We start from the raw sequence: 24,521 nt of genomic DNA, 5'->3' as shown, positions 1-24,521 counted from the left end.
GCCCATGTGGCAGGGCAACGTCAAGCCTTGCAAAGCAAGATTGGGGCGGCCAAAACGGTTGATGCGCTCGATAAAATCAAGATTGAGTTCACCGCGCCGCCGGAGGCTACTTGATGGCTAAAGTTATCCATTACATCCGTTTCACGGCTATTGGTTTTGATCAATTCATCAATACTCTCCTAGGCGGTTATCCTGATGAGACACTATCTGCGCGCGTTTACCGTAATGCCATCAAACCAGATTCTGCCAAAAGCTGGTTAATGGCAATGGCCGTAATTAATAAACTGTTTTTCTGGCAGGCCAACCATTGCCGAGGCGCATACAACCAAGAGCGTGAGCGCAATCACAGCCCTAAAGAGTAATGCTATTTCATAAGAGCTGGATTGATTAAAGCCCATTTAAAAATAATTTAAATGGGCTTTAATCATGTGCAAAAGGTGGTAGGATTTATATTTTCAAAAAGTGCAAAAGCTGCCAAAAATTCGTGCAAAAGGTGTTGGCGACTTACAGATGTGCATAGAAAAAGCCGTCTGAAAAATATTTTTCAGACGACTTTTTTCTATTTAAACCTACACATCAAATCCATGCAGAAAAAACGGAGTACCATTATCCCATTTAACTAAATGATCACCTTTACCAAGTAAAAGTTCAGCACCCGTTTCATCTAAGATAATCTTAGATTCAGTAGACTTTTGCACACTTAGTGCAATCCTTGCCGGTAAATTACTACGCAGTGTACCATCTAATATTTTTGCATCAGGACGCTGGGTACTCAAAATTAAATGTATTCCAGAAGCCCTTGCTTTTTCAGCCAACATCATTAGTTGCTTTTCAATTCCATTATGATATTTGAGTAAATTAGCTAGCTCATCCACTACAATCACACGATAACGTGGACGGATATGTTCAGGAAGTTGGGCAATTTTTTCAACTCGATGTTGGCTCATAAGTAAATAGCGCTTTTCAGATTCTTCTACACTTTCAAGAAGAAATTGGTACATTTCATCATAGTTATCTAGAATCCGCTCCTCATAAAGATCTTCTTCATTTTCAAATATCCGATAATCAACTTTTTTTGGATCAAGGATCGCCACTTCCATCTTGTCCTGACCTTTACATAAATCAAATAAGCTGCGTAATAGTGTACGCACAAATACAGATTTTCCCGAGCCAGTAGTACCACCAATAAGCAGATGCGGTGCAGAAGCCAAATCTTTAAAATGAGCTTTGCCGTATTCATCTATTCCTACACACACAGGCAATATATAATCTTTATTATAACTTTGTAGGGCCTCTGCAAATTTTTCTGCGCCTAATTTATGCCATGTATTCTCGTCACGTAGCAGCTTCACATCATAAGCATGACTTTCATTGTTGTAACATGGCACAATATGTAAAGCGCTCTCTTTCACACCTAATTCTGAGCACAAGCCTTGGTGATATCTATCTAAATCAGCATATTTGCTCAAACGCAAACGATAAATATCATAACGTGCCCCTGCGTGATGGAATTTCAAATCTGCGATACTAATATTTTGGCGTATGAATGCACTACGCAGGCGTTGTTCTTGGTTCTCGAATGGTATTTTCTCTCCTTCTTGGTAATCTGAAACTATTTTTTGTTTTCCTAAACCTGCATTTTTCACAGCTAAATCAGCTAACTCATTTAAGAAGATTTGTCTAGCTGCTAATTCATCATCAGGCTTAAAGCGCTTACATCCCTCCCAAAAATGTTCCAGCTCCACTGCTCCTGTATGCCATAACGAATGGATAAATATATACAAATCTTCTTTACTTAAATCTTTATCAGGATTCAATCTAAATAATGCCTCACTTAGCATAACCAACCATAGCCTTGAATAATCCTGAAAACAGGTTTGAAAAGAAGCAATCTCCGTACCCTTAGCATTTGGTGCTGGAATAAGTTTATTTGGAGTATCAGTGAAGCCCTTAACAAAACAATAACCTATACACAACATTGCCCAATCGTAATGGCCATCAAAGGCTGGAAGTGCACCTGCCTCATTGAGCTTAACACGAATTTTTTTTGCTTCTTCGCTGGAAATAATTCGCTTTTCACTCATCAAAGTATGAAAAAAGTCGGTATCCCACTTTTTATCAGTATGTTCTAATCGGTACATGATGTTTCCCTGTATATCTCAGATAGCTGATTATTCAAAATAAACGTCAGCAGTAACCTGCGAACGCGCGCCGGCACTTGCCAAAGATTCAGCTTCCACTAAATAAGTACGACTGATATGCGGCTCTAAACGATGATAAACCTCAGGCGTGATTTCTGTATCCTGCGACAATAAAATAACTTGCTGATTTAAACTGCTCCAATGCTTAAATAAGCCTTCACGATGACCTTCATCCAAACGAGCTAACGGAGTATCAATGATAAACGGTGCCTGATAGCGTGTGACCTCTGCCAATGCTGATACCAACGACATAATGAGAATCTGCATTTGTCCTGCTGATAAATCTACACGTGATTCGTATCCGTCTCGGCCAAATAAACCCATTTTTCCACTTGCTTCAATGCGTATGCGGTCTATACGTTCATCATGCGCAATCGAACGGTTAATCCGTGTAGCAGCTTCACCAACTGCTTCAACTTTCTTTTTCAATAATTCCTCTGTTAAGCGTACAATTACTTTATCCATCTCACCAGCACGACGGGATTTAATTAACTGAGGATTACTTTCACTAATTTTATTTTGTAAATCAGAAACTTCTTTAAGACAGCGTTCTTTAGTTTTTTCATGTTGAATCAAATTACTTTTCAGATGGCCTGTACGTTCTTTATATTTATCGGCTTCCTGATTAGCCTCTTTCAGTTGTTCAACCAATTCATCGTTGTTGGTTCCTTTCAAATTTTCTATTTCAGCAATAATATGCTTTCGTTCAGCTTCTTTTTTTGCATTTTCTTCAAGCAATTTACCAATCTCACCCTGCGGCATACCACTCAAACGAGCGATTTCATTTTGAATTTCAGCATGGGCATTAACGGAAAGATAATTATGTTCGATTTTATCGGCACAGTTTTCAGGTAACGGATAAAACAATTGTTCCCAACAATCTTCTACAGCCTCTTTCAGTAATGGCTGACTGAAAATCACACCAGCCATTTGCCCTAATGCCTGATTTACTTTTTCACTACCAACAAACGTATTCCAAAAATCATCAACTTTTTCGGCAATTTGGTTTTTTCCTGCTTCATGGTTTAAACGATTTTTCTCATACTCTAATTGTTTCTGCAAATCGTTCAAGCGGCCTCTAGGTAAAAACGCCAGCGGCATGGCTTTAATAGCAGCTTTGATATGGCTTTGGAATTCAGCCATTTCTTTGTCTAGTTTCTCACGTTGAGCCATTAAATCTTGAGATGAACGTATATCACTACCACCACCAAGCTGTTGCATTAAACTATCTCGTTTTTCTGTCCAATGCTGCCATTGTGCGTTTGCATCAGATAATTCTTCGTTAAACACATCCAAATGGGCTTCAGCGTGGCTTAACTTACGTTCTGCATTTGCTAATTCTTCCTGCATTTTATTACTACTGTTTTGAGAAATATTTTTAGTACAATAATCTCTCAAGCTAACACGCAACTTCTCCAATAAAGTAACACCTAATAAACCTTTCAGAGCCTGGTTAAGCCAAACCCCCGCACCACTTCCTTCTGCCGTTTTAACGATTTTCTCCCCATCAAAAAAGAAAAAAGGTGCATAATCAATAGGTAAAGCGAATGCATTAAGATATTTTCCTGCCATATCTTCATCAATCAATTCATAATAGCCATTTTTAGCTAATTCGATGATCATTGAACTATCAGTAGGTTTGTATTTTCCGTCAACATCGAAATACCATTTTCTTTTGATACGTAACCCGTATTCTTGTCCTTGATAGTGCTGACAAATTTCCAGTTCTAATACCATTTCACTGCGGCCATATTTCATTTCTGCTTGATGATGCAGGGCAGATTGCAGAAACTCAACATAACTTTTTTCTTTACCTTTGAGACCAGCTCGTTGGAGATGACTAATCGCATCTTTATCGTATAAACAAAGATAAACTGCTTCTAAAAGCGTGGTTTTACCATGACCATTTTGAGCACCAATTAAGACAATATTTCTCTCATCCTTTGGCTCGGGAAAATGAAAAACAGCATTATCGTAAGACTTAAAATTCCGTAACCGGATTGAATGTATCCACATAATTTATTTCCAGTAGTTTTTGTTATCAAAAATTTCATCAAACATTTCTGTCATACCACGTCTGCGAATTCGCTCTTGTTGGTCGCGCTCCCATGCTACTAGTTCTGCCAATGCTTCAATGGATACACCATGTTCTTCAGCAATTTCAATCATGAGCTTTTTGGCCGCTTCATCACTCCAGAGTAGTAAATCAGCTACTTTTTCTTCGATTTTCCTGTTCATGCTTTTTTCCTTGTATGAGATTGAATCAAATCTTCCGCCCAAATCTGTTTAATCAAATCGACTTCTTCCTGCGTAATCAATTGCTGCCCGTAAACTGCTTGAATTTCCAACAACTTCGCTAAAATCATTTGTCTCGCTTCGACGGTAAACGGTCCTGGAATATGCTTACCATCTTTAATCGTGATGGTGCCGTTGCGCCGCTCGACTTGGCGGTATTCAGGCTTATTACGGATTTCTACCAACCAATCTCTAAAATTAATTAGCGGCTGATACTCAGTTTTTCCCACATCAACAAAACCTTGTAAGCTTCTATCTTTATTCACGACTGTGCATGTCCAACAGCCAAAACGGCTGGAATTAGTACCACAACCAGGCGCTTCTTCCTGTGACAATACAATTGGACATTCGCCCCCCGCAGCTTCACGGTAAAGTTTGACCAATGCAGAATGTGAACCACCCCACGGTGGATTGTTGCTTGCTAAAAACTCCCATACATCGTCAGTGCTTAAATCAACAATTGGGCGATATACAAAGGCGTTGGGCAAACTACCATGCGGCGTAAGATTAGAATCAGTAAGGTTTTGGTGACTTTCAATGCTCGCTTTACGAGTAGAGGATTCATCTTTGCGTACACCTAAAATAATGATGGCTGCACCATTCTCGGCAACTTTATCCAAAATAAATTTACTGGTTGGCTGAATTTTTAAACGGTCAGTACACCACCGCATACTGCGATTAGGCGATGGATAACCTTTACCAATTAACAGCGTCCAGAATGTCTCTTGTAATTTTGGTGTAGTAACCTCACCACTAACCGGCAATTTGAAAATCTTAGCGGCTTTTAAAATTTTATTAAGTTCACCGCGCATATGCTGCACAACCAATGGGCTTTCCACTAATGTGTCATTGGATACAAAAAATACCTCCCGCTTACGCATACTGGCAGGCAAAGCAAGCAAAGCCTCAAAAACCAAATGCGCCACTAAAGTACTGTCTTTACCGCCTGAAAATGTCACAATCCAAGGATAGGACTGCTGCAAACTCAAATATTCTTCAATAATTTGTTCACGAATATTGTCAAATGGTGTTTCTGTATAAATAGGGATGGCGTTCATAAACTACTTTTAAGATTAAATGTTATTTGCACCTAAAACAGGTGCAAATAACATTGTACCTAAAATCGGTGCAATGAAAAACCTGCGCCTCTCTATTTATTCAACTGAGCATTTGTATTTACGACAAATGCTAACTGCACGACGCATTGAGCTTGGCTTATCCCAAAGAGCATTAGCCGAACGGCTTGATGTTGTACATTCTTTTATTGGCAAAGTTGAAACTGGAGACCGCCGCTTAGATTTGTTTGAGTTTTTGGTTTATTGCGAAGGTTTAGAATTAGATTCCTTGAAAGTAATAGAAGAAATAATTCATCGAACCAGGCCACAAAAATGGTAGAAAATATTGATACAACAAAAATGCCGTCTGAAAGATTTCCTCTTTCAGACGGCCTTTATCACTCAATTCAAATCAACTCAAAATCAAGCCAATTCTTTGCGCAGTTTCTCGGTAACGTTCATCATCACCTCCAACTGCTCGATGGTTTCTTTCCAGCCGCGGGTTTTCAAGCCGCAGTCTGGGTTGACCCACAGGCGTTCTACCGGTACGACTTCGATGGCTTTGCGCAGCAGGTGTTCGATTTCGCCTTCGGTCGGCACGCGCGGGCTGTGGATGTCGTATACGCCCGGGCCGATGTCGTTCGGGTATTTGAATTCGCCGAATGCGGTCAACAATTCCATGTCGGAACGTGAGGTTTCGATGGTAATCACGTCCGCGTCCATGCTGGCGATGGCCGGCAGGATGTCGTTAAATTCTGAGTAACACATATGGGTGTGGATTTGGGTACTGTCTTCGCAACCGGTTGACGACAGGCGGAAAGCTTCGCTTGCCCAAGCCAAGTAGGCATCCCAATCGGCACGTTTCAACGGCAGGCCTTCGCGGATGGCCGGTTCGTCGATTTGAATCACTTTAATACCGGCTTTTTCCAAATCCAATACTTCGTCATTTAAGGCCAAGGCGATTTGTTTGCACACGGTGCTGCGCGGAATATCGTTGCGCACAAATGACCATTGCAGAATCGTTACCGGACCGGTCAACATGCCTTTCATCGGGCGTTTGGTCAGGGTTTGGGCGTAGGTTGACCAAGCCACAGTCATGGCGTTCGGGCGGCTGACATCGCCGTAAATCACCGGTGGTTTTACGCAGCGTGAGCCGTAGCTTTGCACCCAGCCGTATTGGGTAAAGGCAAAGCCTTCCAGCAATTCGCCGAAATATTCCACCATGTCGTTACGCTCGGCTTCGCCGTGTACCAACACATCCAAATTGAGTTTTTCTTGCTCTTCAATCACCAAGGCGATTTCTTTTTTCATCGCGGCTTCGTAATCAGCGGCAGACAATTCGCCTTTTTTGAACGCGGCACGCGCTTGGCGGATTTCAATGGTTTGCGGGAACGAACCGATATTGGTGGTCGGCAGCAACGGCAGGTTCAGCCACGCTTGTTGCGCTTTAATGCGCTCGGCAAACGGTGATTTGCGTTGATCGGCATCGGCCGGCAAATCGGCCAAACGTTTGGCCACTTCGGCGCGGTGGATTTCGGTACTGTTGGCGCGTGAATCGGCAGCGGCTTGGCTGTCGGCCAATTCGGCGGCAACGGCTTCGCGGCCTTGGTTCAATGCGGTTTTCAACACGCGTAATTCTTGGGTTTTCTGCAAGGTGAAAGCCAACCATGAGAACAAGGCAGGTTTGTTGGCTTTCAGCTTTTCTTCTACCGACAAATCATATGGCGTGTGCAGCAGCGAGCATGAGCTGGAAATCCACAAGCGGTCGCCCAATTTGGCTTTCAACGACTCAAGTGTGGCCAATACGTTGTTCAAATTGACGCGCCAAATATTGCGGCCGTCAATCACACCGACAGACAATACTTTGTCGTAATCGGCAAATGCATCCAATTGCTCGGGCGCGCGCACCAAATCAATGTGCAAACCGGCCACAGGCAAGGCTTTCAGACGGCCTGCGTGTTCTGCAACCGAGCCGAAATAAGTGCTCAGCAAGATTTTGGCATTGACTTGGCTTAAAGTTGCGTAAACATCTTGGTAAGCATCCAACCACGCTTGCGGCAGGTCAACCGCCAATGCAGGCTCGTCGATTTGAATCCATTCGGCACCGGCAGCAGCCAATTCGGTCAGGATTTCAACATAAACCGGCAATAATTTTGGCAACAGGCTCAAGCGGTCGAATTCGGTTGCGCCTTTTTCTTTACCGATCCACAGGTAAGTCAGCGGGCCGACGATGGTCGGTTTGGCTTTATAGCCCAAGGCTTGCGCTTCTTTCAATTGTCGAACATAGTGCGCGGCATTGGCTTTGAATTCGGTATCGGCGTGGAATTCAGGCACCAAATAGTGGTAGTTGGTGTCGAACCATTTGGTCATTTCGATGGCAAACTGATCTTTATTACCGCGCGCCAATTGGAAATATTGTTCCAAAGTCAGGTTTTGGCTGTCGAAACCAAAACGCGCCGGAATCGAGCCGGTAGCCACTTGCAAATCCAAAATGTGGTCGTAAAAAGTGAAATCGGCCACCGCCACAAAATCCGCATCGGCTTCGGCTTGGTGTTTCCAGTTTTTCTCACGCAAACCCTTTGCCACGTCCAGCAGCTCTTGTTCGCTCACTTCTTTGCGCCAGTATTTTTCTTGCGCAAATTTCAATTCACGGAATGCGCCAACGCGCGGGAAACCTGAAAAATGTAATGTAGCCATGTGCTCTCTCCTGATTAAAAATGTTCGTTATTGATTCAAAAATAAAAGCTTATTCAATATTTAAGCGGCTTGCGGCAATGGGCGTACACCCAAAGTGTGACAAATCGCATAAGTCAATTCGCTGCGGTTGAGCGTATAAAAGTGGAAATCTTTCACGCCTTCACGCGACAATACTTTGACCATATCGATGGCAATGCTCGCCGCCACCAAATTGCGTGTGCCTTGATCGTCGTCCAAACCGTCGTACATACGCGCCAGCCAGTTCGGAATCTTCACATTGGTCACTTGCGCCATCTTGCCCAATTGCTTGAAATTGGTTACCGGCAAAATGCCCGGCACAATTTCGGCATCAATGCCAACCGTGACGCAGCGGTCTCGGAAGCGCAGATAGCTTTCGACATCAAAGAAAAACTGGGTAATCACATGATTGGCACCGGCATCGATTTTGCGTTTTAAATTAATCAAATCCGCCTGCGCCGATTTGGCTTCGGGGTGCACTTCCGGATAAGCGGCCACGGAAATATCGAAATCGGCCACCGAACGCAACACTTTGACTAAGTCTTCAGCATAAAACGGCTTTTTCGCATAACCTGCCGGCTCATCACCACGCAGCGCCACAATGCGGCGGATACCACTGTCCCAATAATCTTGCGCAATTTGTTTCAACTCTTCAGGCGAAGCATCGATGCCGGTCAAATGCGGTGCAGCATCCAAACCGGTTTGCTGCTTGATGTTTTTGACGATGCCGTGTGTGCGGTCGCGCTCGCCCGAATTGGCGCCATAAGTCACCGAAACAAACTTAGGATGCAGGTTTTTCAGGCGATGAATCGAATCCCACAGCATGGTTTCCATTTGCTCGTTTTTCGGTGGGAAAAATTCAAACGATACGTTGATATCGCCTTTTAAATCACACAAACTGTTGTTTAGTGCATTAATTTCTTTTGCGTAACTCATGGCTTTTACCTCTTGTGCAATGGTGCTGTGTTTTCTGTTAACGCTATCTTATTTTTTTCTTTATCATGAGTCAATTTCAAAATTTTCCAATTAATCATGAATTTTTTTAATAATAAAGTAAATTTGTATTTTTATCAGATTTTCATAATCCTTTTTTAATTCAGATAAATATTAAAAATGCCGTCTGAAAAAGAGTGTTTTCTTTTTCAGACGGCATTTTCAAAAGATTCATGCTTAATGCACACAATCGAACGCGGAATGCTCAGCACATATCCACTTAAATATGAATTTCGTTCATCAAAAATAAAAAGGCCGTCTGAAAGTGAATACTTTCAGACGGCCTCTTAGTTTTTCAAAACTCAATTTGAACCAAGAAAATAAGGGTCGTCATTCCCGCGCAGGCGGGAATCCAGAATTATCGGTTTCAGGAATGCTGAACTATTTCAGAAATTTGACGTTCTGGATTCCCGCCTGCGCGGGAATGACGGCCTAAAGATTTCTAAAAATTTACGAGTTTTACAAAGATCTCGATCGCTTTTCAATCTTTATCCTGCTTCTGCATTTTCAACCAAAACAAATGGCGACAAGAATCGGTAAAGCGCTTACGCTCAGGTGTGATGCGACCATGCTCCGGATGCTTCAACACCTGATAGCTGATTTCACACGGCAAACAAGCAGCCGCCTCGGGCTCGATATCGAAATTACCTTCGTCTTGCTCCACGCGGTAGCGCAACACCGCTCCATCGACAAAACGGTACATCGTTTCATCCAACACGCCGTCTGAAAGCTTTTCAGACAGCGTGTCTTCTTTGGTAATCACGGCCACGTCGCCCAAACCATGCGCGGCGCGGACATACCGTCCCAGCGGCAAATCCATTATTCAGCTTCTTCAATCCAAGCCTGTTGCACGGCTTCGAGAATACGCTCACCACAACGCGCCGGATCGTCGTCAAATTCCGGCAGCGCCATAATCAATTCGCGCAAGTGGGTGAATCGGATGGTTTTCGGATCGATGTCGCCGTGTGTGTCATACAATTCTTCGGCGATGCGTTGGGTATCAGTCCATTTCATGAATGTGTCCTTTCGATGTGTAGCGACTTGGATGTTTATCAAAGCGCTTTATCCATACAGCATACCAGGTTACCAATAAAAGCATCTTGAGTATATTTCTTTACCCTATACTTTTCAAATTTAAGCCTTATTCCAAGATGTTCACACACGCACAGTTTTTACTTTAACTTCAATCTGCTTGTGCAACGGCTCCAACTTGTTCATTAATGATCTTCACGCGCATGGTTGATGGTGTATTTCGGAATTTCCACCACCAAATCTTCATCGGCCACCACTGCTTGGCAGCTCAAACGTGAATCGGCTTCCAAGCCCCATGCTTGGTCGAGCAAGTCTTCTTCGATTTCGGTCGGCTCTTCCAAGCTGTCGAAACCTTTGCGGATAATCACGTGGCAAGTGGTGCAGGCGCATGATTTTTCACAGGCGTGATCCACTTCGATGTCGTAATCCAACAAAACGTCCAATACGGTTTTGCCTTCCGGCGCATTCTCGATGACCGCGCCTTCAGGGCACAATGTTGCGTGTGGTAATACGGTAATTTTTGGCATTTTTATGTTCTCGTTGATGTCAATGGTTTGTGTCGGGCATGTGTAACACGATGCCTTTTTGCTTTAAATTGTCCAAACACTCTTGCAGATAATCCGCATCATGCTCGGGGTAAATCGGGTAGTCGGCAGGTAATGGCGTTTGCTCGGTATAAGGCGGCTCGGTTTTACCGCGATACAGCGGGTCGAACCACGCTTCATCAGGCCGATAACCGCGCCGGTGCATTTCCTGCATAATCAGCACATGATACTGAAAAAGCTTATACGGCGGATGGGTAAACACATAATCCACCGTCGCATGCGGCCGCGCCCAGCCTGCCCCGCGCAAGGCGGCACATTCGCGGTGTTGTCCCAAAAGCTGCTGGCGCGGCAATTGGCTAATCAAAGATTCGTGCCGCAAGCGCATGATTTTCTTTCATTATTTTTTCAGACGGCCTGAATATTAAGGAATCACAATGCCGTCAACTTTGGCCGCCAAAAATTGCAGGTATTTTTCGTCTTCACCGTCCCACAATTCTTCATCGCCCAATTCATAGGCCGTCTGTAAGGCTTCGAGCGCAGCTTTTTCTTCGCCCAATTCAAACTGGCTTTGCCCCAAGCGCAGATAGATAAACGGATTATCCAGCGCATTGATATAGGCCAAGGCTTCGGTCAAATCTTTAACGGCTTGGCGGTATTTGCCGTTTAAAAAATGCGTGTCGCCCATCGCGGCCAAAATCCACGTTGCCGCTTCCCATTGCGATTTTGGTTCGGGCAATAGCTTCCATGCTTCCTTATATTGCTTAACTGCTTCGTTAAACTGGCCTTCATCCGCCAAATCATCGCCTTGATCGCACAACGCGCTGATTTGTTGGTATAAATCTTGATTTAATGATTCCATATCGACTTTCTTTTTTCAGACGGCCTTAATTGAAAAAGGCCGTCTGAAACTGCTTAAATATTATCTACGCTCTGCCCCATCAACGCGCGCTGGATGTTGCGGTTCATGCGCTTGGCGGCGAAACCATCGGTGCTGTGGCTCAACGCCGTCACAGCGGCGCGAATATCATCGGCACTGCCATTTTCTACACGGCCTTGCAAAGCAGTGATGTCGGCTTCGATTTTGGCCAATTCTTCCGCTTCGAGCAAATCGCTGTCGAGTTCCAGCGCGGCTTTGATGGCGTCCATCAGGCTTTCGGCTTCAACCGTCGCTTCGGCGCGTGCGCGCGCGGCTTTATCGTCGGCAGCATTGCTCATGCCTTCTTTCAACATTTGCGTGATGGTGTCGTCGTCCAAACCGTAAGACGGTTTCACTTCGATTTGCGCGCTCACGCCGGTGGTTTGCTCTTGCGCCGATACCGACAGCAAACCATCGGCATCCACTTGGAACGTTACCCGAATCCGCGCCGCACCGGCCACCATCGGCGGAATGCCGCGCAAGGTGAATTTGGCCAAGCTGCGGCAATCGGATACCAATTCACGTTCGCCCTGCACCACATGAATCGTCATGGCGGTTTGGCCGTCTTTAAATGTAGTGAACTCTTGCGCACGCGCCACCGGTAAGGTGCTGTTGCGCGGAATGATTTTTTCCGCTAAGCCACCGTAGGTTTCCAAGCCGAGCGACAAAGGTGTCACATCAAGCAGCAGCCATTCGCCCTCGGTTTTATTACCGGCCAACACATTGGCCTGCACCGCCGCGCCCAGCGCCACCACTTCATCGGGATTCAGGTTATTTAAAGGCGTTTGTCCGAAGAAAGTCGCCACCGCTTGTTGAACGTGCAACATACGGGTCGAGCCGCCCACCATAATCACGCCTTTGATATCGGCCTTGGTCACGCCCGCATCTTTTAACGCCTGCTTCACCGGATCAATGGTTTTTTGCACCAAATGCTGCGTTAATTGATGAAACTCTTGGCGCGTGATGGTTACATCAACCTTGTGGCCGTCTGAAAGCGTAGCCTGCACGGTCGCGCTGGTTTCAGTGGTTAAGGTTTCTTTGGCTTCGCGGGTCAAGGCCAGCAATAATTGGCTGTCTTGCTCGTTGAGTTTCGACAAATCGGCGCGCTCCAAAATATGGCAGAACAAACGATGGTCGAAATCATCGCCGCCCAGTGCAGAATTGCCGCCCGTAGCCTTCACTTGGAACAAACCTTTGGTCAATTGCAACACCGACACGTCAAACGTGCCGCCGCCCAAATCGTACACCACAAACGTGCCTTCCGAGCCGTTGTCCAAACCGTAGGCAATCGCCGCCGCGGTCGGCTCGTTGAGCAGACGCAACACATTCAATCCGGCCAAACGCGCCGCATCTTTAGTTGCTTGGCGTTGCGCATCATCAAAATACGCCGGCACAGTAATCACCGCGCCCACCAAATCGCCACCCAAACTCTCTTCGGCGCGCGCTTTCAAGGCTTTTAAGATTTCCGCCGACACTTCAATCGGCGTTTTCGCGCCCTGCCGCGTGTTCAATTCAATCACGCGTTCGTTGTTGCCGAAGCGGTAAGGCAGGTAGTGCGTTTCTTTTGATAAGTCGGCCAAAGTGCGGCCGATTAAGCGTTTGGCCGAACTGATGGTATTGAGCGGATCGATTTTTTGCGCTTTCAAGGCATCCGCGCCAACTTCCACGCGACCGTCTTCGCAATAGCGTACGACAGAAGGAAAAGTTTTGCGACCGCGTTCGTCAGACAAGCAGACTGCACTGCCGCTGCGCACGGTGGCGACCAAGCTGTTGGTGGTGCCGAGATCGATGCCAACGGCTAAACGGTGTTGATGTGGTGCGGCAGACATGCCGGGTTCGGAAATTTGCAAAAGTGCCATGGTTGGTGTGCCTTTTGGTTTTATGGTGTCATCGGCCATATTCTAACAGATTTAACGGCGATAGTTGAGTGGTTTAGTCGGGAATAATAGCCAATCTCAATGGGCTATTTAGCCCTGCAACATATCAAAGGCCGTCTGAAAAACACAATTTTTTCAGACGGCCTTTAGTTCAGCTCCAAATCGCTATACAATCCATCACCATAACCATACCAACTCACAGGACACGCCGTGCAACCCATCGAATACTGCCGCCAAAAAGCCGCCGAAAGCGGTTCCAGCTTTTTATCGGGCTTCAAATTCTTGCCCGAACACCAGCGCGATGCGATGACGGTGTTATACGCCTTTTGCCGCGAACTCGACGACGTGGTCGATGATTGCAGCGACAAAAATATCGCCCAAACCACGCTCAATTGGTGGCGCATCGATTTGGCACGCTCCTTTTCAGACAGCCTGCCTGAACACCCCGTCAACCAAGCCCTACAGCCCGTTGCCCGCAGCTTTAATCTACCGCAAAGCGAATTTGTCGAACTCATCGACGGCATGCAGATGGATTTGGATCAAGCCCGCTACACCACGTTTGACGAACTCAAACTCTATTGCCGCCGCGCCGCCGGCGTGGTCGGCTGCCTGATTGCCCGCATTTTAGGCTTCACTAATCCCCAAACCCTTGATTACGCCGACAAAATGGGCTTGGCGCTGCAATTAACCAACATCATCCGCGATGTCGGCGAAGATGCCCGCAACGGCCGCATTTACCTGCCGATGGAAGACCTGCAACGCTTCAACGTGCCCGCCGCCGTGATTATGCAATACCAAGCCACACCCGAATTCGGCGACATGATGACCTTCCAAATCCAACGCGCCCGCGACACCTACCGCCAAGCGCTTACCCTGCTGCCTGATGCCGACAAAAAAAACCAAAAAGTCGGCTTGGTCATGGCCGCGATTTACTATGCTTTATTAAATGAAATCGAACGCGACGGCGCGCAGAACGTGTTGAAATACAAAATCGCCATTCCTTCACCGAGAAAGAAACGGATTGCGCTGAAGACTTGGGTGTTTGGGTTTAGGGTTTGAGTTTGTTTTTCAAATATTTAGGAAAGATTAGATGACGGCTTTTGAATAAACCTTTTTCGACAACATTCAAAATCTTGAATAAAAGGTCTTATCATAAAGGAATGAAAAATGAATTGTATTCTAGAAGATATTTTAAGTTCTTTCTTTCGCCAATATGATTTTTCACAGAAAAAATATATTAATGCCGTATTCAAAGGGATTTTATTGGGAACAATAATGTTCTTATTATTTTTTGTCGGTACCTTTTTAAACCAAGCTTAGATTTCAAATTTATAGAGTTAATCGTCATCTTGCTAGAAATCAACCTCATCAGTGTTGCTATCATGTCATTAGTTTATTTGATTGATCGTGTTATGAACAAGCTATAAAGGATGAGCTTTAATGCCGTCTGAACCCTCCCTTAACCCCAACCCAAAAAAGAAAAGCCATGTTCCCTAATCAACAATCCAAACCCAAAATTGCTGTTATCGGTGCCGGATGGGCCGGTTTGTCGGCAGCGGTAAAACTGGTTCACCGTGCAGATGTGACACTATTTGAGGCAGGCAAGCTGGCGGGCGGGCGGGCGCGTTCGTTTGGTGGCGACAAGGGCGGGTTTTCATTTTTAGACAATGGCCAGCACATCATGATTGGCGCGTATCACGGCGTGTTGGCTTTGATGAAGCAAATCGGTGTGCGCGAACAGGATGCGTTTGTGCGGCTGCCGTTGCAATGGTATCTGCACGACGGTTTGCGCTTTCAGACAGCCGCATTGCCTGCACCTTGGCATGTGTTGCTGGGTTTGTTAGGCGGCAAGCAGATTTCTTGGGCGCACAAATTTAAATTGTTAGGCGATATGCATGCGTTGCAAGGCCGTCATCGCCGAAATTTGCCGGATACGCCGATTGCTGCGTGGCTGAATGAGCGCGACACGCCGCGCAAATTGATTGCGCAATTTTGGCAGCCGCTGGTGTGGGGCGCGCTCAATACGCCGCTGGAGCAGGCGAGTTTGAATATTTTGTGTAACGTGCTTTCAGACGGCGTGCGGGCAAATAAGGCAGGCAGCGATTATCTGTTGCCGAAAACGGATTTGGGCAACATTATGGCCAATCCGGCGCTGGCTTATCTGCGCAATCATGGCGCGACCATCCGCTTGGAAACGCGCGTGCCGCCTTTGGAAAACCTGCCCAGTGGCCAAGTGCAGGTTAATGGTGAAGCATTTGATGCGGTGATTTTGGCCGTTGCGCCGTATCATGCTGCAGCCTTAATGCCGTCTGAAACGCCGGATTACATTCAGACGGCCTATCAGAATATAGAATACCGCGCGATTACCACGGTGTATCTGCGTTATGCGCAAGCGGTGAACCTGCCAGCGCCGATGACGGGTTTTGCCGAAGGCACGGCGCAATGGCTGATTGCACGCGGTGCGCTCGGTTTGCCGCCGCAGGAAGTCGCCGCCGTGGTGAGCGTATCCGACCATATTGACGCGGTGAAAGCGGATGAATGGGCGGCTAAAGTGCATGCCGATGTGAAACGCGTTTGCCCTGATGTCGGCGAACCGGTGGCCAGCCGTGTGATTACGGAAAAACGCGCCACCATCGCATCGAAAGTCAACCGCCCTCTCCCCGATTTTGCGTGGCTGCATCACCGCGGCATTTATCCTTGCGGCGACTACCTGCACCCGCGCTATCCGGCCACGCTGGAAGCGGCGGTGCAATCGGGTGTAGCGGCGGCGGATTTGTGTTGGCATGATTGGCAAACGCGGATTCAGCCATAGCGTGTGGCAAACAGGCGAATCAAGCCAGTTGTAAAGGTTAGCAAAGTGCAATACACTGTTAATATTCTTTAAAAGGCCTTCTGAACGTTTTTCAGACGGCCTAGCCGAACACCGAGGATTCTTCATGTCAACATTACAAAACAAAACCATCATCGTCACCGGCGCATCACAAGGCTTGGGCGAACAAGTGGCCAAGGCGTATGCCGCCGCCGGCGCGACCGTGATTCTGATTGCGCGCCACCAAAAGCGTTTGGAAAAAGTGTACGACGCGATTGTCGAAGCCGGCCACGCCGAGCCTTACGCCATCTGCTTTGACCTCTTGACCGCCGAAGACAAAGAATTCGACCAATTGGCCGCCACCGTGGCCGAAGCTACCCAAGGCAAGCTAGACGGCATCGTGCATTGCGCCAGCTATTTCAATGCCCTGTCACCCTTGGATTTCCAAACCGTGCCCGACTGGATTAAGCAATTTCGCATCAATACCATCGCCCCGATGGGCTTGACCCGCGCCTTTTCGCCATTATTGAAAGAATCGCCGGACGCTTCGGTGGTGTTCGTCAGCGAAAGCCACGGAGAAACCCCACAAGCCTACTGGGGCGGCTTCGGCGCATCCAAAGCCGCGCTCAATTACTTAGGCAAAGTCATCGCCGACGAATGGGAACGCTTCCCTAACCTGCGCGCCAATATCTTGGTACCGGGTGCGATTAACTCGCCGCAACGCATCAAATCCCACCCCGGCGAATCGCAAAGCGAACGCAAAACCTATGAAGACGTGTTGCCGCAATTCGTTTGGTGGACGAGCGAAGAAAGCAAAGGCCGCACGGGCGAGATTGTTTATTTGTAAGATTCGGTTTGAACAAAGGCCGTCTGAAAAATCATGTTTTCAGACGGCCTGAGACCTTTGCAAAACTCAATTTGAACCAAGAAAACTATGCCCGTCATTCCCGCGTAAGCGGGAATCCAGATTGATAGTTTTCAGGAATATTTAATTATTTCAGTAATTTTATGTTCTGGATTCCCGCTTACGCGGGAATGACGGTTTAAAGATTTCTGAAAATTGACGAGTTTTGCAAAGGTCTCGGCCTTTTTGTGTTTAAGCCAATGCCAAAGGCGCAATGCGCATTAAGCTGTCTTGAATTTGCTCGCGCACCATTTCGGCATCGTAATGGCTTTGCAGATTCAGCCAGCTTTGTGCATCCGTGCCGAAAAAAGCGGCCAAGCGCAGCGCAGTATCGGGCGTGATGGCACGTTTGCCGTGTACGATTTCATTGATTCGGCGCGGCGGCACGTCAATGGCTTTGGCCAGCGCATATTGACTGATGCCCAGCGGAATCAGCCAGTCTTCCAGTAAAATTTCACCGGGATGAGATAAAGGAATTTCTCGTTTCATAATGGCTCCTAACCTTTTCATCCGCAGATTAATGATAATCCACGATTTCTACTTGCGAGACATGCCCGTTGCGCCAAACAAAACATATCCGCCATTGTGCATTGATGCGTATGCTGTGTTGCCCTTCACGATCGCCACTCAGGGCTTCCAAATGATTGGCGGGCGGAATACGCAGAAAGTTTAAATCGGTAGCGGCGTGAAGCTGCTGTAGCTTTCGAATTGCCACCCTCTCGATATTGACGAAACGCTTCACCCTTTTGCCTGCAAACAGCATTTCCGTTTCTTTGCACGCAAAATCTAAAATCATGCTGGTTCCTTATTTTGCGTTTTGAATTATCATAACGTTATGCGTTAATATCGTCAAGCGTTATGAATGATTAAAGGCTGAGACCTTTGAAAAACCCCAGATTTGAGTACAGTTCGAAGTTATAGCAGCGCAGAAAGCGCAGACATATCAATTAGATAGGCAAGCTTTCGAGCAGCGCATAACGAAAAAATGTGCCAAAGATGGGGGTTTTGCAAAGGTCTCAGGCCGTCTGAACAATATTATTCAGACGCTCTCAGCAATATAACAAAATCATCTTTCTATCAAACAAACCATTCTTTCCCTTTTTCAGACGGCCTGTTTAAAGTATGCGCTATCGAGCATTCCACAAAAGAGAAACCGCATGTCTATTCAAAACCACCACCTCGATTGGCTTGAAGCCGAATCCATCCACATCATCCGCGAAGTCATCGCCGAAGCGAAGAATCCGGCATTGCTGTTTTCCGGCGGCAAGGATTCTGTTGTGTTGCTGTCGCTGGCGGTTAAGGCGTTTCAAATCGAAGGCCGTCCGCTGAAATTGCCGTTCAAACTGCTGCACGTCGATACCGGCCACAATTATCCCGAAGTGATTCAGTTTCGCGATGAAACCGTAGCGCGTACGGGTGTGCAGTTGGTAGTAGGCAGTGTGGAAGAATCCATCCGCAAAGGCACCGTCGTGTTGCGCCGCGAAACCGATTCACGCAACGCCGCGCAAGCGATTACTTTGGTGGAAACCATTGAAGAACAAGGCTTTGATGCGCTGATGGGCGGTGCGCGTCGCGACGAAGAAAAAGCGCGTGCAAAAGAGCGGATTTTCTCGTTCCGCGACGAATTCGGCCAATGGGATCCGAAAAATCAGCGCCCTGAATTGTGGTCGCTTTACAATACCCGTCTGTTCCAAGGCGAAAACATGCGCGTATTCCCGATTTCCAACTGGACGGAACTCGACATCTGGCAATACATCGCCCGCGAAAAACTCACCCTGCCGCCGATCTACTACACCCACAAACGCGAAGTGGTCGAGCGCGACGGCCTGCTGATTCCGGTAACTCCACTCACGCCGAAACGTGACGGCGATGTATCGGTGATTCGTGACGTACGCTTCCGCACTGTCGGCGACATTTCCTGCACCGCACCTGTGGCCAGCACCGCCGCCACACCGGAAGACATCATCGCCGAAACCGCTTCCGCCACCATCTCCGAACGCAGCGCCACCCGCATGGACGACCGCGTTTCCGAAGCCGCAATGGAAGAGCGCAAGAAAGCAGGCTATTTCTAATTTTTCGGTATAACAGGCCGTCTGAAAGCCGATTGCTTTCAGACGGCCTCAATCACGATTCCACTTTACCCGTTCAGACGGCCTTTATCGACCACCATGCAAACCATCAAAACCCTAGACCTGAACCTGCTCAAAGCCCTTAACGCCCTGCTCGACGAGCGCAACGTTACCCGCGCCGCCGAGAAGCTTTCCGTGTCGCAACCGGCCATGAGTGGCATGCTCACCCGCCTGCGTGACAGTTTCAACGACCCCCTGTTTATCCGCACCCAACACGGCATTTTACCCGCCGACCGCGCTTTGGGCTTGGCCATTCCCGTGAAGCAGATTCTCGAGCAGGCGCAAGGTTTGCTGGCTGAACCCGAGTTCGACCCTGCCAGCGCCGAACTCAAGATCAACATCGCCGCCAGCGATTACGCCATGCGCACCATCGTCACGCCTTTTCTGGCCGCGCTACACCACCAAGCGCCCAATATTCAAGTCAACATTACCTTATTCAACCCGCGCAGCATACAGGAAGATTTGGAGCGCGGCACACTCGATTTTGTGCTGACCACATCCGAGCAAGCACCGGATAATCTGCATACGCGTGCTTTGTTTGACGAACATTACGTCTGCGCCGTACGCACCGACCATCCCGTTTTGCAGCACGGCCAGCTCGATTTGGCTACATTTTGCGCCTTGCAGCATGTTATCGCTTTATCAGAGCATACCATCAACAATACGCCTGCCCGCGCCCTAGCCGACATCGGCATCAACCGCCGTGTATCGGTACAAAACGCATTGGCACTGCCCGATATCGTGCGCCACAGCGATTTATGCGCCGTCACCCCTTACCGCCTGATTGCCGGACAAACCGACATCAGCCATTTTCCGCCACCGGTCAATATTCTCGGATTCACCACTACCTTAGTGTGGCACGAACGCACCCAGCGCAATCCAGCACACCAATGGCTGCGTGATTTAATCGTGCAGAGTTGCCAGCAAACGTAGGTCGGATACTTGTATCCGACATTCTTGAATATGCGGCAAACAAATAACAACTTCCCAAGTAAAATTAAGCTGAGTTTTCATGCCGTCTGAAAAGTTTGATCATCTTTCAGACGGCATTTTTCGTATTTTAAAATGTCGGATACAAGCAAACGTAGGCCGGATACTTGTATCCGACATTCTTGAATATACAATAAGCAAATAACAACTTCCCAATCAAAATTAAGCTAAACTTTAATGCCGTCTGAAAGTTTGATCATCTTTCAGACGGAATTTTTCGTATTTTGAAATGTCGGATACAAGTATCCGACCTACGATTATGACAAGCGGCAAAAAATTTTAAGAAAAAGATTTCAGACGGCCTTCCATACCCGCGCAAACCCAAAATCACTTGCGTTTCAATAATCGCAACGCATTCCCCAACACCAGCAACGAGCTCAAACTCATACCCAGCGCAGCAATCCACGGTTTGACATAGCCCAACACCGCCAAAGGCACGGCAATCAGGTTGTAGGCGGTTGCCCAAGTCAGGTTTTGCTGAATGATTCGTCGTGTGCGGCGGGCTTGGTCGAGCATCTGCGGCATAATGCGCATATCGTCGTTGAGCAACACCACATCGGCGCCATCACGCGCCACATCAGCGCCACCGGCCACCGCCACGGAGACATCAGCCTGCGCCAACACGGGCGCGTCGTTGATGCCGTCGCCCACCATCAACACTTTACGGCCTTGTTTTTGCAGCGATTCGACATAGTTCAATTTATCTTCCGGCGTGGCTTCGGCGTGATGGGCATCAAGCGCCAAGGTTTGGGCGACATGGGCGACGGCGGCTTCTCTGTCGCCGCTCAATAAGTGCAGGCGGATGCCCTTGGCTTTCAAATCGGCCAACATTTCTGCCGCACCGGCTTTGATTTCGTCTTCCAATAAAAAGGCCGTCTGAAAGCCGCTTTGGTTGCCGAGAAACACCATGCTGTCGTTGTGGGCAATGTGGGCTGCTTCGGGCAACGTGCCGGCAATTTCGGCCACAAACTCCGCCCGCCCCAATGCCCAGATTTGCGTTTGTCCTTCAAAAGTAATTTGCGCGCTGACACCGTGGCCGACGCGGTTGACCCGTTGTCCGACAATCACGCCGTCTGAAAAGGTATTATCGGGCGCATGATTCAAAATAGCGCGCGCAATCGGGTGTTCGGATTGCTGCTCCAAGGCTTGCGCGATGGCTAAGCCGTCTTCATTGTTCAGACGGCCTAAGGCGATGATGCGGCTGACGGATAATTCGCCGCGCGTGAGTGTGCCGGTTTTGTCGAACACCACATCATCAATCTGCCCCAAGGCTTCCAGCGCGTTTTTACCGCCAATCAACACGCCGTCTTTGGCGAGCGCGCCGGTGGAAGCGGCCAGCGCGGTCGGTGTGGCCAGCGATAAGGCACACGGGCAGGTAATCACCAACAGCGCTACGGTGATCCACAAGGCAGTTTGCGCATCGGCGTATAGGGTCCAGCCGATAAATACCGGCACCGCCAAAATCAATTCGGCAGCAACAAAATTAGACGCATATTTTTCAGCCAACTCGGCCACACGCGGCTTTTGCGCCAACGCGCGGTCGAGCAGTTTCACAATATGCGACAAGCGCGTTTCGCTGCCGACGGTATCAGTGCGGATAATCAGCGGGCTGGCGGCATTGAACGTGCCGGCAATCACTTTATCGTCAACACGCTTGACCACGGGCAGACTCTCGCCGGTAAGCATGGCTTCGTTGACTTCACTCTCGCCCGATAAGACCGTGCCGTCAACCGGAATCACTTCGCCCGGTTTCACCACAATCATTTCGCCGCGCTGCAATTTGGCGACCACGGCTTCTTCGGTTTCATCGCTATTCGGATAATCTTTCAGGCGATGGCAAAACGCAGGCACGAGTTTCACCAAGCGTTCGGCTGCATCACCGGCTTTGCGTCGCGCGATTTGTTCCATAAAACGGCCGCCGAGCAGGAAAAACATCAACATGGCGATCGATTCGAAATACATGCCCTCACTGGTATTTTGCACCATGCTGTAAATACCGGCGGCAAACGTCATCAACACCGCAATCGCAATCGGCGTATCCATACCGGCGCGGCGGTTTTTGAAATCACGCAGCGCACCTTTATAAAACGGCACGGCGCAATAAAACACCACCGGCAACACCATCAAAAAGCCGCCCCAATGCAAAATTTGCAGATAAAGCGGTTCGATGTCATTGCCGTAAAGATAAGTCGGCAAGGCAAACATCATGGTTTGCATGGCACACATACCTGCCACCGCCAAGCGCACGATAAATTGTTTGCGCTCTTTATTGGCCGACTCTTCCACTTTTTGTGCATCATAAGGCGAAGCGGTATAACCGGTTGACTGCACGCGCAATAAAATATCCGAAAGCGCGACTTGGTCGTTATTCCACGATACTCGCGCGCGATGGGTGCTGTAATTCAAATCCACGCGTTTCACCCCCGGCAGGCGCAACAATTGCTGTTCAATCAGCCACACACAAGCCGCGCAAGTAATGCCGCCAAGCATCAACACCGCTTCACGCTCATCACCCTCGCCCACTTCGACAAATTCGGCTTGCACTTCGGGCAAATCATAGAGCTTCAGTTGCGACAAAATATCCTGCTCGGGCAAAGCGGCTTTTTCCGCATCGGCGGTGCGCTGTTTGTAGTAGTTGCCCAAGCCGGCATCAATGATGCTTTGCGCCACTGCCTGACAACCCATACAGCATGTTTCGCGCTCTTCATTGTCATAAATTACGGGTAAATGAATATGCTCGGGAATTTCGAGTCCGCAGTGGAAACAATTTTTTTTCATAATAATAACCGTCAATCTTCAATTATTCTTTTGTCGTTGGCAACGAAGAGGAATGATGGCATAAAACCATTTCAGACGGCCTATCCGCCAACGCATATTCAATCATCGCTTCGCGCAAAGCTTCCAAGCCCGAACTTTTCTCCACCGAAATATTCACCGCCACCGCTTTGCCGCGATGGTCGCGCAATACACCGGCTTCACGCTCACCTTCGGGCAGCAAATCGATTTTGTTATACACCACCAATTGCGGCACTTCATGCGCCTTAATTTCATGCAATACTTCGTTCACGTCATCGATTTGGCGTTGAAAATCCGGATTCGATGCGTCCACCACATGCAGCAACACATCCGCCAGCGCCGTTTCTTCCAATGTAGCCGAAAAAGCCGACACCAATTTATGCGGTAGATCGCGTACAAAGCCCACCGTATCCGTGAGAATCACACTGGCTTCATGCGATAAAAACAAGCGGCGCGCGGTGGTGTCGAGCGTAGCGAACAATTGGTCTTTCGCCAACACATCAGCCTTGGTTAAGCGGTTGAACAAGCTGGACTTTCCGGCATTGGTGTAGCCGACAATGGCAAAGGTTTTCAGACGGCCTGATTCACGCGATTTGCGGCGTGTGGCACGCTGCTTACGTACGCTTTGCAATTGTTTTTTCAACGCGGTGATTTTTTGGTTAATCAAGCGGCGGTCGGTTTCCAATTGCGTTTCGCCCGGGCCTTTCAAGCCGATGCCGCCTTTTTGGCTCTGCATATGGCCATAGCCGCGTACCAAGCGGCCGCTCAAATGCGACAGCTGCGCCAATTCCACCTGCAATTTACCCTCTTGCGATTGCGCGCGTTTAGCAAAAATCGCCAAAATCAAGCCCACACGGTCGAGCACACGGCATTGCAATTCTTTTTCCAAATTGCGCTCTTGTGTTGGCGTGAGTTCGTGGTTGAACACCACCAAATCCACATCATGCTGCTTCACCGCTGTGGCCAGCTCATCGGTTTTACCCTTACCGACAAACAGCGCCGTATGCGCTTTATCGCGTTTGGCAGTTTCTATCTGTACCAAATCGCCACCGGCTGCGCGCACCAAATCGGCCGCTTCCTCCAAGGCCGTCTGAAAAGACTGCTCGCGCAATTCATTGGCACCGGAATAATCCGCACTCAACATCACCCCGACCAACATCACGCGCTCGGGTTTTTCCAAAGACTTATCAACGGGGAACAAACGGGCTTTACTCAAGAGATTTCCTTTTTCAGACGGCCTGAATCAAAATACCTATTCTACGTC

General features: G+C 48.0%; 23 protein-coding genes. 7 read left to right on the top strand and 16 right to left on the bottom strand.

What is annotated here, in order from left to right; all coding sequences use genetic code 11:
- The first annotated feature begins 113 nt into the window (after positions 1 to 113).
- Positions 114 to 362, top strand: a complete 249-nt coding sequence (locus tag CRG49_RS01925) for a hypothetical protein (protein WP_097784572.1) — start codon at positions 114 to 116, stop codon at positions 360 to 362.
- A gap of 207 nt (positions 363 to 569) precedes the next feature.
- Here the strand turns inward: CRG49_RS01925 and CRG49_RS01920 are convergent, their stop codons facing one another.
- From CRG49_RS01920 to dndC, 4 genes are read right to left on the bottom strand one after another with little or no spacing between them, the layout of a single operon-like run.
- Entirely contained in the window at positions 570 to 2,141 is a 1,572-nt protein-coding gene (locus CRG49_RS01920; protein ID WP_095501660.1) for an FtsK/SpoIIIE domain-containing protein, read from the bottom strand.
- A 30-nt stretch (positions 2,142 to 2,171) separates the two neighbouring features.
- Positions 2,172 to 4,217, bottom strand: coding sequence for an AAA family ATPase (locus CRG49_RS01915; RefSeq protein WP_095501661.1), 2,046 nt, complete (start codon positions 4,215 to 4,217; stop codon positions 2,172 to 2,174).
- A 3-nt stretch (positions 4,218 to 4,220) separates the two neighbouring features.
- Positions 4,221 to 4,439 carry a DNA modification system-associated small protein gene (locus CRG49_RS01910; RefSeq protein WP_095501662.1) on the bottom strand — a complete coding sequence of 73 codons (219 nt, stop codon included), beginning with the start codon at positions 4,437 to 4,439 and terminating at the stop codon, positions 4,221 to 4,223.
- On the bottom strand, positions 4,436 to 5,554 hold the full coding sequence (gene dndC / locus CRG49_RS01905; RefSeq protein ID WP_095501663.1) for a DNA phosphorothioation system sulfurtransferase DndC: 1,119 nt from the start codon (positions 5,552 to 5,554) through the stop codon (positions 4,436 to 4,438). Before dndC ends, CRG49_RS01910 begins: the two co-directional genes overlap by 4 nt.
- Before the next feature lie 73 nt (positions 5,555 to 5,627).
- On the opposite strand from dndC, the gene CRG49_RS01900 reads away from it, so the two are divergent.
- Complete coding sequence (locus CRG49_RS01900) at positions 5,628 to 5,891, top strand: helix-turn-helix domain-containing protein (protein ID WP_095501701.1); 264 nt, start codon at positions 5,628 to 5,630, stop codon at positions 5,889 to 5,891.
- Positions 5,892 to 5,974: 83 nt separating this feature from the next.
- Here the strand turns inward: CRG49_RS01900 and metE are convergent, their stop codons facing one another.
- The 8 genes from metE to hscA all read right to left on the bottom strand — a co-directional run bounded on the left by metE (position 5,975) and on the right by hscA (position 13,611).
- Entirely contained in the window at positions 5,975 to 8,248 is a 2,274-nt protein-coding gene (gene metE, locus CRG49_RS01895; RefSeq protein ID WP_095501664.1) for a 5-methyltetrahydropteroyltriglutamate--homocysteine S-methyltransferase, read from the bottom strand.
- Positions 8,249 to 8,308: 60 nt separating this feature from the next.
- Entirely contained in the window at positions 8,309 to 9,202 is an 894-nt protein-coding gene (gene metF, locus CRG49_RS01890) for a methylenetetrahydrofolate reductase (RefSeq protein ID WP_095501665.1), read from the bottom strand.
- 538 nt (positions 9,203 to 9,740) lie between these two features.
- Positions 9,741 to 10,079 (bottom strand): hypothetical protein, encoded by a 339-nt coding sequence (locus CRG49_RS01885; protein ID WP_095501666.1) that lies wholly within the window; start codon positions 10,077 to 10,079, stop codon positions 9,741 to 9,743.
- Positions 10,079 to 10,273, bottom strand: coding sequence for a Fe-S cluster assembly protein IscX (iscX, locus tag CRG49_RS01880; protein ID WP_095501667.1), 195 nt, complete (start codon positions 10,271 to 10,273; stop codon positions 10,079 to 10,081). The genes CRG49_RS01885 and iscX overlap by 1 nt, the downstream gene beginning before the upstream one ends.
- A 203-nt stretch (positions 10,274 to 10,476) precedes the next feature.
- Positions 10,477 to 10,818: an ISC system 2Fe-2S type ferredoxin gene (fdx, locus tag CRG49_RS01875; protein WP_095501668.1), complete on the bottom strand. Its 342-nt coding sequence runs from the start codon at positions 10,816 to 10,818 to the stop codon at positions 10,477 to 10,479.
- A gap of 19 nt (positions 10,819 to 10,837) precedes the next feature.
- Positions 10,838 to 11,221, bottom strand: a complete 384-nt coding sequence (locus tag CRG49_RS01870; RefSeq protein WP_095501669.1) for a TIGR02328 family protein — start codon at positions 11,219 to 11,221, stop codon at positions 10,838 to 10,840.
- Positions 11,222 to 11,257: 36 nt separating this feature from the next.
- Positions 11,258 to 11,695 (bottom strand): tetratricopeptide repeat protein, encoded by a 438-nt coding sequence (locus tag CRG49_RS01865; RefSeq protein ID WP_095501670.1) that lies wholly within the window; start codon positions 11,693 to 11,695, stop codon positions 11,258 to 11,260.
- Between the two features lie 53 nt (positions 11,696 to 11,748).
- The gene (hscA, locus tag CRG49_RS01860) at positions 11,749 to 13,611 is read right to left on the bottom strand and encodes a Fe-S protein assembly chaperone HscA (protein WP_095501671.1); all 1,863 of its coding nucleotides are present in this window, start codon (positions 13,609 to 13,611) and stop codon (positions 11,749 to 11,751) included.
- A gap of 228 nt (positions 13,612 to 13,839) precedes the next feature.
- Between hscA and hpnD the strand changes: the two genes are divergently transcribed.
- From hpnD to CRG49_RS01845, 3 genes are all read left to right on the top strand, one after another.
- Positions 13,840 to 14,688: a presqualene diphosphate synthase HpnD gene (gene hpnD / locus CRG49_RS01855; protein ID WP_095501672.1), complete on the top strand. Its 849-nt coding sequence runs from the start codon at positions 13,840 to 13,842 to the stop codon at positions 14,686 to 14,688.
- A 427-nt stretch (positions 14,689 to 15,115) separates the two neighbouring features.
- Positions 15,116 to 16,441 carry a hydroxysqualene dehydroxylase HpnE gene (gene hpnE / locus CRG49_RS01850; protein WP_095501673.1) on the top strand — a complete coding sequence of 442 codons (1,326 nt, stop codon included), beginning with the start codon at positions 15,116 to 15,118 and terminating at the stop codon, positions 16,439 to 16,441.
- A 124-nt stretch (positions 16,442 to 16,565) separates the two neighbouring features.
- Complete coding sequence (locus CRG49_RS01845) at positions 16,566 to 17,285, top strand: SDR family oxidoreductase (protein ID WP_095501674.1); 720 nt, start codon at positions 16,566 to 16,568, stop codon at positions 17,283 to 17,285.
- Between the two features lie 249 nt (positions 17,286 to 17,534).
- Here the strand turns inward: CRG49_RS01845 and CRG49_RS01840 are convergent, their stop codons facing one another.
- Positions 17,535 to 17,831, bottom strand: coding sequence for a HigA family addiction module antitoxin (locus tag CRG49_RS01840; protein ID WP_095501675.1), 297 nt, complete (start codon positions 17,829 to 17,831; stop codon positions 17,535 to 17,537).
- 28 nt (positions 17,832 to 17,859) lie between these two features.
- Positions 17,860 to 18,138, bottom strand: coding sequence for a type II toxin-antitoxin system RelE/ParE family toxin (locus CRG49_RS01835; protein WP_095501676.1), 279 nt, complete (start codon positions 18,136 to 18,138; stop codon positions 17,860 to 17,862).
- Between the two features lie 361 nt (positions 18,139 to 18,499).
- Here CRG49_RS01835 and cysD point away from each other — a divergent pair, with 361 nt between their 5' ends.
- Both cysD and CRG49_RS01820 read left to right on the top strand, forming a co-directional pair.
- Positions 18,500 to 19,414, top strand: coding sequence for a sulfate adenylyltransferase subunit CysD (cysD, locus tag CRG49_RS01825; RefSeq protein ID WP_095501677.1), 915 nt, complete (start codon positions 18,500 to 18,502; stop codon positions 19,412 to 19,414).
- Between the two features lie 96 nt (positions 19,415 to 19,510).
- A complete protein-coding gene (locus CRG49_RS01820) occupies positions 19,511 to 20,404 on the top strand; it encodes a LysR family transcriptional regulator (RefSeq protein WP_095501678.1) in 894 nt (297 codons plus the stop codon).
- A gap of 384 nt (positions 20,405 to 20,788) precedes the next feature.
- Here the strand turns inward: CRG49_RS01820 and CRG49_RS01815 are convergent, their stop codons facing one another.
- On the bottom strand, positions 20,789 to 23,239 hold the full coding sequence (locus CRG49_RS01815; protein WP_095501679.1) for a heavy metal translocating P-type ATPase: 2,451 nt from the start codon (positions 23,237 to 23,239) through the stop codon (positions 20,789 to 20,791).
- 22 nt (positions 23,240 to 23,261) lie between these two features.
- A complete protein-coding gene (gene hflX, locus CRG49_RS01810) occupies positions 23,262 to 24,473 on the bottom strand; it encodes a GTPase HflX (RefSeq protein WP_095501680.1) in 1,212 nt (403 codons plus the stop codon).
- Between the last annotated feature and the right edge of the window lie 48 nt (positions 24,474 to 24,521).

It is taken from the genome of Neisseria sp. N95_16 (genome assembly GCF_002551535.2).
GTDB lineage: Bacteria > Pseudomonadota > Gammaproteobacteria > Burkholderiales > Neisseriaceae > Neisseria > Neisseria brasiliensis.
The sequence above is the reverse complement of the archived record's forward strand: the minus strand, read 5'-3'. Positions and strand labels throughout refer to the sequence as shown.

Bases quoted from the DNA above. Each gene is read 5' to 3' on its own strand.
- CRG49_RS01925 (WP_097784572.1), top strand. From the start codon at position 114: ATGGCTAAAGTTATCCATTACATCCGTTTCACGGCTATTGGTTTTGAT.
- CRG49_RS01920 (WP_095501660.1), bottom strand. From the start codon at position 2,141: ATGTACCGATTAGAACATACTGATAAAAAGTGGGATACCGACTTTTTT.
- CRG49_RS01915 (WP_095501661.1), bottom strand. From the start codon at position 4,217: ATGTGGATACATTCAATCCGGTTACGGAATTTTAAGTCTTACGATAAT.
- CRG49_RS01910 (WP_095501662.1), bottom strand. From the start codon at position 4,439: ATGAACAGGAAAATCGAAGAAAAAGTAGCTGATTTACTACTCTGGAGT.
- dndC (WP_095501663.1), bottom strand. From the start codon at position 5,554: ATGAACGCCATCCCTATTTATACAGAAACACCATTTGACAATATTCGT.
- CRG49_RS01900 (WP_095501701.1), top strand. From the start codon at position 5,628: ATGAAAAACCTGCGCCTCTCTATTTATTCAACTGAGCATTTGTATTTA.
- metE (WP_095501664.1), bottom strand. From the start codon at position 8,248: ATGGCTACATTACATTTTTCAGGTTTCCCGCGCGTTGGCGCATTCCGT.
- metF (WP_095501665.1), bottom strand. From the start codon at position 9,202: ATGAGTTACGCAAAAGAAATTAATGCACTAAACAACAGTTTGTGTGAT.
- CRG49_RS01885 (WP_095501666.1), bottom strand. From the start codon at position 10,079: ATGGATTTGCCGCTGGGACGGTATGTCCGCGCCGCGCATGGTTTGGGC.
- iscX (WP_095501667.1), bottom strand. From the start codon at position 10,273: ATGAAATGGACTGATACCCAACGCATCGCCGAAGAATTGTATGACACA.
- fdx (WP_095501668.1), bottom strand. From the start codon at position 10,818: ATGCCAAAAATTACCGTATTACCACACGCAACATTGTGCCCTGAAGGC.
- CRG49_RS01870 (WP_095501669.1), bottom strand. From the start codon at position 11,221: ATGCGCTTGCGGCACGAATCTTTGATTAGCCAATTGCCGCGCCAGCAG.
- CRG49_RS01865 (WP_095501670.1), bottom strand. From the start codon at position 11,695: ATGGAATCATTAAATCAAGATTTATACCAACAAATCAGCGCGTTGTGC.
- hscA (WP_095501671.1), bottom strand. From the start codon at position 13,611: ATGGCACTTTTGCAAATTTCCGAACCCGGCATGTCTGCCGCACCACAT.
- hpnE (WP_095501673.1), top strand. From the start codon at position 15,116: ATGTTCCCTAATCAACAATCCAAACCCAAAATTGCTGTTATCGGTGCC.
- CRG49_RS01845 (WP_095501674.1), top strand. From the start codon at position 16,566: ATGTCAACATTACAAAACAAAACCATCATCGTCACCGGCGCATCACAA.
- CRG49_RS01840 (WP_095501675.1), bottom strand. From the start codon at position 17,831: ATGAAACGAGAAATTCCTTTATCTCATCCCGGTGAAATTTTACTGGAA.
- CRG49_RS01835 (WP_095501676.1), bottom strand. From the start codon at position 18,138: ATGATTTTAGATTTTGCGTGCAAAGAAACGGAAATGCTGTTTGCAGGC.
- cysD (WP_095501677.1), top strand. From the start codon at position 18,500: ATGTCTATTCAAAACCACCACCTCGATTGGCTTGAAGCCGAATCCATC.
- CRG49_RS01820 (WP_095501678.1), top strand. From the start codon at position 19,511: ATGCAAACCATCAAAACCCTAGACCTGAACCTGCTCAAAGCCCTTAAC.
- CRG49_RS01815 (WP_095501679.1), bottom strand. From the start codon at position 23,239: ATGAAAAAAAATTGTTTCCACTGCGGACTCGAAATTCCCGAGCATATT.